The 6,711-nt window shown below is 56.1% G+C and carries 6 protein-coding genes; 1 reads left to right on the forward strand and 5 read right to left on the reverse strand.

Going from position 1 to position 6,711, the window contains the following annotated elements:
- Window positions 1–47 precede the first annotated feature (47 nt).
- Window positions 48–1,277, forward strand: coding sequence for an AGE family epimerase/isomerase (locus ACR0J7_RS14870; protein ID WP_480911513.1), 1,230 nt, complete (start codon window positions 48–50; stop codon window positions 1,275–1,277).
- 154 nt (window positions 1,278–1,431) lie between these two features.
- On the opposite strand, the gene ACR0J7_RS14875 is transcribed toward ACR0J7_RS14870, so the two are convergent.
- From ACR0J7_RS14875 to hpaD, 5 genes are all read right to left on the reverse strand, one after another.
- Window positions 1,432–2,487 (reverse strand): aldolase/citrate lyase family protein, encoded by a 1,056-nt coding sequence (locus ACR0J7_RS14875; RefSeq protein WP_480911511.1) that lies wholly within the window; start codon window positions 2,485–2,487, stop codon window positions 1,432–1,434.
- A 12-nt stretch (window positions 2,488–2,499) separates the two neighbouring features.
- Complete coding sequence (hpaH, locus tag ACR0J7_RS14880; RefSeq protein WP_480900595.1) at window positions 2,500–3,300, reverse strand: 2-oxo-hept-4-ene-1,7-dioate hydratase; 801 nt, start codon at window positions 3,298–3,300, stop codon at window positions 2,500–2,502.
- Window positions 3,297–4,151 carry a fumarylacetoacetate hydrolase family protein gene (locus ACR0J7_RS14885; protein ID WP_480774243.1) on the reverse strand — a complete coding sequence of 285 codons (855 nt, stop codon included), beginning with the start codon at window positions 4,149–4,151 and terminating at the stop codon, window positions 3,297–3,299. Before ACR0J7_RS14885 ends, hpaH begins: the two co-directional genes overlap by 4 nt.
- Complete coding sequence (locus tag ACR0J7_RS14890) at window positions 4,151–5,623, reverse strand: NAD-dependent succinate-semialdehyde dehydrogenase (protein ID WP_480484356.1); 1,473 nt, start codon at window positions 5,621–5,623, stop codon at window positions 4,151–4,153. The genes ACR0J7_RS14885 and ACR0J7_RS14890 overlap by 1 nt, the downstream gene beginning before the upstream one ends.
- 93 nt (window positions 5,624–5,716) lie before the next feature.
- On the reverse strand, window positions 5,717–6,568 hold the full coding sequence (gene hpaD, locus ACR0J7_RS14895) for a 3,4-dihydroxyphenylacetate 2,3-dioxygenase (protein ID WP_480774245.1): 852 nt from the start codon (window positions 6,566–6,568) through the stop codon (window positions 5,717–5,719).
- Window positions 6,569–6,711: the final 143 nt, after the last annotated feature.

A 6,711-nucleotide genomic window follows, 5' to 3' on the forward strand; every position in this document is an offset into this window, starting at 1 on the left:
ATCGGGCCAAGTCGCGCACGACAGGACTCCATCCGCGGGATATTTAGATGAACGACAATCAGTTATTGCTTCCGGGGTCACAGTCCGAGACCGGGTTTTGGATTGAAACGCCAAGACACCGCGATTGGTTGATGAACCAGGCCAAGCGGCAACTTACGTTCTTCAGCGCGAGTTGCCGGGATGAGCCCGGGTTCTATACACTTGGTCACGATGGTCGCCCGCTGCCCGGCAAGCTGCAGGAGCTGCACACGACAACCCGGTTGATTCATTCTTATGCATTAGGACATCTGTCTGGTTTTCAAGGTGCTGAACGGATCATTGATCACGGTATGGCATTTCTTGAAAGCCATCACCGAGATCGCGACCACGGCGGATATCTTTGGGCGCTGGAAGGGGATCAGATCAAGGATGACCGCAAGCTTGCTTATGGGCACGTCTTTGTCCTTCTTGCCTCGGCAAGTGCGAAAATGGCGGGTCACCCGGATGCAGACAAACTAATGACAGATGTCCGAAATGTTCTGGAAAAACACTTCTGGGACGAAGAAGCGGGCCTGTTTCGCGATGAATGGAACAGGGATTGGACGCCGTTTTCCGCATATCGTGGAATGAATGCCAATATGCACGGCGTTGAGGCGATGCTGGCTGCCTTTGAGGCAACAGGGGACGAAACCTACCTGTCCCGCGCCGGTCGCATTTTGGACTTTTTCATTGGCAAAATTGCACCCGGTGAAAACTGGCGGCTTCCCGAACACTATTCGTCTGATTGGCAAATTAACCGGGATTATGCGGGCGATCCGATGTTCAGGCCTTCCGGAACAACGCCGGGGCATTCGTTCGAATTGGGTCGGCTTCAGCTTCAGCATTGGGATTTGTCAGGCCGAACGAGCCCTAATGCTCCGAACACGGCGCGCCACCTGATTGCGCAGGCTTTGAAAGATGCGTGGCTGCCTGATGGCGGGTTGGCCTACACACTTGATTTTGATGGCCGCGTTGCCAACGCTTCGCGGTTCTGGTGGCCTATCACCGAAGCCATCGGGGCGGTTGCCGCTCTGATCGTGCTAGACAGAAGGCCAGAAGACGAGGAGTGGTACAGAAAGCTCTGGACCTATGCGAATGAAACATTTGTCGATCATCAGCATAGCGGCTGGTATCCAGCAGTAGATGGGGCAGGGGCTGTTGTGACATCCATCTTTGACGGCAAGCCGGACATCTATCACTCGTTGCAAGCCTGTCTGTTTCCACTGTCACAACGTCTGTCGAGGATGATGCCGCTTTAGAAACGTATATGTTTCGAAAAGCCTCAGATTCAGCTTGTTTTATCTGGGTACGGACCCGGTGCAGGGTCTTGTCGAATACCCGCAAACTACAAATCGTAGCCTGCGGCGGTGTCCGAAAGTCCCGGGCGCGCTCGGTTGCCCTTGCATTCCAGCGTTATGCATTCCAAACAACCTCGAACTCCTCGCGAAACGCAAAGCGTTTCAGGTGGTCCTCTATAACACCCATCCAAAAGTTCAAATCCTCACGTGGGCCGACTGAAGCAACTATTTCCAGCCCTTCGTCCGTCGCTTTCATCGCAACCGCGCGCCGGTTTTCAAACGAAACGTTTCCTTCAGTTGCGTCAAATTCGACTTGTCCTTTGTGGGACCAGTGCTTGCATAACTGCTGAAGATATTTGCTGGCCATTTCTGTTCGCGCATTTCCAGACGCGCACTGGTCTGGCAACATTTCCAACGCAGTTTCGGCCGCCCCGCGCATAGACTTTGCAAAAAGTGTTACGTCGATATTCGTGGCCAGGAACGTAACCCCAAGATCCAGACACTTGCGCTGCATCACGGGGTCCAACGTTAGGATGCCCGCTGCCTTGCCCGCTGCCACGATCCTTGTCAACGCGTCCAAAACCGCTTCGACCACGTCGGGGTGGCCAGCATTGCCGATGTGCCCCATATCCGCGGCCAAATCTGACGGACCGATAAATACGCCGTCGACATCTGTCGTCAGAATGTCATCCAGTGCATCCAGGCCAAGGCGGTTTTCCACCTGAACCAACAGGCAAATCTGGTCGCCTGCCGTTGTCAGGTAATCCGGGATCGCCGCGAAACGCGAAGCACGCGCCAGAGCAGACCCAACGCCTCGAACTCCATGTGGTGGATATTGCACTGCGCGCACCAATTCCCGCGCTTGATCGCCGCTTTCAACCATTGGCACCAATATGCTTTGGACGCCAGCATCGAGATATTGCTTGATCATCCAGGTCTCGCCAATTGGCAGGCGCGCTACCGGCTGGCTACCTGTGCCTTCGATGACCCTCACTTGCTCAAGGATAGACCGCAGATCGTTCGGGGCATGTTCCCCGTCAACAAGCAGCCAGTCAAATCTGGATGTGGCGGCGATTTCGGCGGCATATGCATTGGCCATCCCAATCCAACATCCGATCTGGGGTTTTCCGGCTTTCAGTGCGGCCTTGAAGGGGTTTGTTGGCGCGGGCATTAAGGTGCTCCTTCAATCAAATTTGATATCGACCGAGCCGAAGGGTCCGAAATCGGCGTGAATTTCTGTGCTTGGCGGGCATTCGACGGGGCGAATGAAGCTGCCCGACAGGATCACTTGTCCGGGTTCAATACTTTGTCCGTATTGCGCCATGCGCCGGGCCAGCCAGACAACACTTTCAACAGGATCATTCAATACGCCGGCCCCAAGGCCGGTTTCCTCAATCTCACCGTTGCGGAAGGTCAAGGCACCAACCCAGCGCAGGTCGAATTCGTCAATCGCGTGGCGCTCTGTACCCAGCACAATCCCTGCATTGGCGGCATTGTCGCTGATCGTATCAAAGACGGTTCTGGCCTTGCCGGTCTCGGGGTCCCGACGCTGAATACGTGTGTCCAGAATTTCAATCGCCGGTGAGACGTAGTCCGTGGCGGATACGATATCGTCGCGGCCGACATTCTCGCCACCGACGGCGGATTTCATGACAAAGGCGATTTCAGCTTCGATCCGGGGCTGAATGAAACGGCCCGCAGGGACCGTACCACCGTTTTCAAACGCCATATCATCAAACAGGATGCCGCTGTCGGGAATATTGATGTTCAGCGCATATTGCATCGCTTTCGATGTCAGACCGATTTTCCACCCGATGACCTTGCGACCCTCAGCCAGCTTCTGGCGATAGATGGCGTTCTGCACCTCATAAGCGTCGTCCATACCCATCTGGGGGTGGCGCAGGCTCAGCAGACCGATCTGGTCGCCGGTGCGTTCGGCCTGAAGCAGGTCGGCTGCTGCGCGGGCATGCTCTTCGGGTGTCATGCCTTCTCATCCTCGACTGTGTTGCGCAGGGTGCCGATACCTTCGACAGAAACCTCGACCACGTCACCCGGTGCAAGATATTTTGGCGGGTCAAAGCGCGCGCCCGCACCGGTGGGGGTGCCGGTTACGATAATGTCACCCGGTTTCAGGGTCATGAAGGTCGAGATATACTCGATCTCGCGCCGGATCGGGAACATCATGCGGTCGAGGGTGTCGTCCTGACGCAACTCACCATTGACGCGGGTTTGAATGCGGGCGTCATCCAATTGCGCCGGGTCGGTGAAGGGCACCAGCCAAGGGCCGATCGACCCTGAATTATCCCAGTTCTTGCCCTGAGTTACGTTGAACTTGGCATGGCGCACCCAATCGCGGATCGTGCCTTCGTTGCACAGCGTCAACGCGGCGATGTGCTCATAGGCTTCGTCCTGCGATATCCGGCGACCCGCCTTGCCGATTACAATGGCCACTTCGCCCTCGTAGTCCAGCGTGTGGTTTTCCGGCGGACGGATCAGCGGGCGGTTGTGGCCGGTAAAACCGCTGGCAAAGCGGGGGAACAGCGACATATATTCCGGTTGCGCGCTGCCATCCTTGTATTCCGCATTTCTGTCCGGAAAGTTCACGCCGACGCACAGAATGCGACGTGCATCCGGCATCACCATTTCATAGGTGAAATCGGAATGGGTCACAGGCTTACCCTCGGCCGCCGCAGCCAACCGGCTAAACTCACCCGCAGCGATGACCTCATACAGGCTGGAAAACTCGGGGAAATCACCGTTCAGGGCAATCGCACCATCATCGGTAATCGCGCCAAAAAAGGTATCCCCTTCGGTGGTAAAAGTAGCAAAGCGCATTAAGCCTCCTCGGCGGTGTCGATGCCGCCCATGCACAGGTATTTGAGTTCCATGAAGTCATCCAGCCCATGGCGCGAGCCTTCACGGCCCAGACCAGACATCTTAACCCCGCCAAACGGAGCTTCCGCAGTCGAGATCAGGCCGGTGTTGATTCCGACCATGCCATATTCCAGCTTCTCGGAAACTCGCCAAACGCGAGCCAGGTCGCGGGAATAGAAATATGAGGCAAGGCCGAACTCGGTGTTATTTGCCGCAGCGACGACTTCGCTTTCGGTGTTGAACTTAAAAAGGGGTGCGACCGGGCCAAACGTCTCTTCGGTCGCGACCGCCATCTCCGAAGTAACACCGGTCAAAATGGTTGGCTCAAAGAATGTGCCACCCAGATCGTGCGACTTGCCGCCCAGAGTGACTTCGGCACCTTTCGAGGTCGCATCAGCGATGTGCTCAGCAACCTTGTCGACTGCCGCCTGATCGATCAGCGGACCAAATATGATACCTTCGTCAAAGCCATTACCAGTGGGCAAAGTCGCTACTTTGTCGCGCAGCTTGGCGGCAAAGGAATCGTAGACACCGGCCTGCACGTAAATGCGGTTGGCACAAACGCAGGTCTGACCATTATTTCGAAACTTGGCGATCACCGCTCCTTCCACAGCAGCGTCCAGATCAGCATCATCGAAAACAATGAAGGGCGCATTGCCACCCAGCTCCAACCCCAGTTTTTTGATCGTTGGTGCGCATTGCGCATATAGAAGCGTTCCGATCTCGGTCGAACCGGTAAAGGTCAGTTTCTGTACTGTCGGGTTCCCGGTCATCTCGCCGCCAATGCCACGGGCTGAGCCGGTGACGACCGAGAACAGCCCCGCAGGCAGGCCCGCTCTTTCGGCCAGAACCGCCAACGCGATAGCTGAGAATGGAGTCTGGCTGGCCGGTTTCAGAACCATGGAGCAGCCCGCCGCCAGAGCAGGGCCAGCCTTGCGCGTGATCATAGCGTTTGGGAAATTCCACGGCGTAATCGCGGCTACAACCCCGATGGGTTGTTTGATCGTCAGGATGCGTTTGTCTGGCGCGTGGCCTGGGGTGACATCACCATAGGCGCGGCGGGCCTCTTCTGCGAACCACTCAATGAAGCTGGCACCATAGGCGATCTCACCTTTGGCTTCGGCCAGTGGCTTGCCCTGCTCAGCTGTCAGGATGGCACCCAGATCGTCCTGGTTCTCCATCATCAGTTCGTACCAGCGACGCAGAATTTGACTACGCGTTTTGGCGGTGCGTTTAGCCCACCCGTGGCGCGCGGTCTCGGCGGCAGCAATAGCTTCGGCGGTTTCGGCGGCGCCCAGATTGGGAACATGACCAATAACTTCACCGGTGGCAGGGTTGGTGACGGCAAGGCCGTTGGCCGGGTCAGCTTCAATCCAGCGTGTACCTACAAGGGCAGCCTCTCGCAGCAAACCGGGGTCTTTCAAAGGAAACATTTGGGGACCTGCATCAGTTCGAATTAGATAGATCAACGGCTTGCCCCGCCAAAAGGCACCAGGGGCAAGCAATCGGTATGGGAACCGCGACCCTCAGACCGGGAATATGACGTTAGTCTGACCGGTGCCCGAGGACGGGAAATACTCGGTCACAACCTCGCATTTCTTGTCGTAAGCGTCCCAGCCGAGTGCGCCGTATAGCATCGCGGTATCATGCATCGAACCTTCACCGCAGCAGAAGTTGGCATAGTCACCCAGCATCTTGAGGAACGTAGCGTGATCGCCGTTTTTCCACATTTCCAGCACGTGCAGATCCATCTGGCGATTGAATTCTGAGCTGATTGTGAAAGTGCCGTTATTGGCGGCATAGTCCTTGTTGGCCCAGATCTTGTGCGACAGCGAACCCGACGCAACCAGCAGCACCTTTTCGTCGCTGGCCTCGACTGCTTCGCGGATTGCCTCGCCGACGATACGGCTTTCGTCATGAGCGTGCACAGTGCACCACGCACCGATCGACACCACTTTCATTTCGTGTTCACGGCTCATGAACCGCATCGGCACCAGCGTGCCGTATTCCACCTCAAGGCTGTCCAGGTGATGGGCCAACGTATAAGCACCCTTTTCGGTCGCAATCCGCGCAATCGCATCACCCAATTCGGGATTGCCCTCATATTTATAGGGCAGGTCCTGAATGAACTGGGGGAATTCATTCGATGTAAATAGACCCTCAAAATGGTCGTTGGCGTTTATGTGAAAGCCCGCGTTCAACACCCAATGCGTATCACAGATGACAACAGTTGTTGCGCCCAGTTCCTTGGCGCTACGAGCAATCTCCCGGTGGCCATCAATAGCCGGTTGACGCTTGCCTTTGATCGGTCCTTCCTGCTCGGACATGAGCAGGGTAGGCACGTGAGTCATTTTGGCGGCAAGTACGATTTCTCCCATGGTCTCCTCCTGGAGTTAGAGTTTCTTAGCGCGTATTTCGAGTGCAGTCGTTTTCACTTCCCCAGCTGCATGATGTTGTGATTTCCGGTTGCGAAGCCGACGTGTTTTTGTTCCATGTAGAACTCGAAGCTCCAGTTGCCGCC

It is taken from the genome of Ruegeria sp. O4, assembly GCF_056535125.1.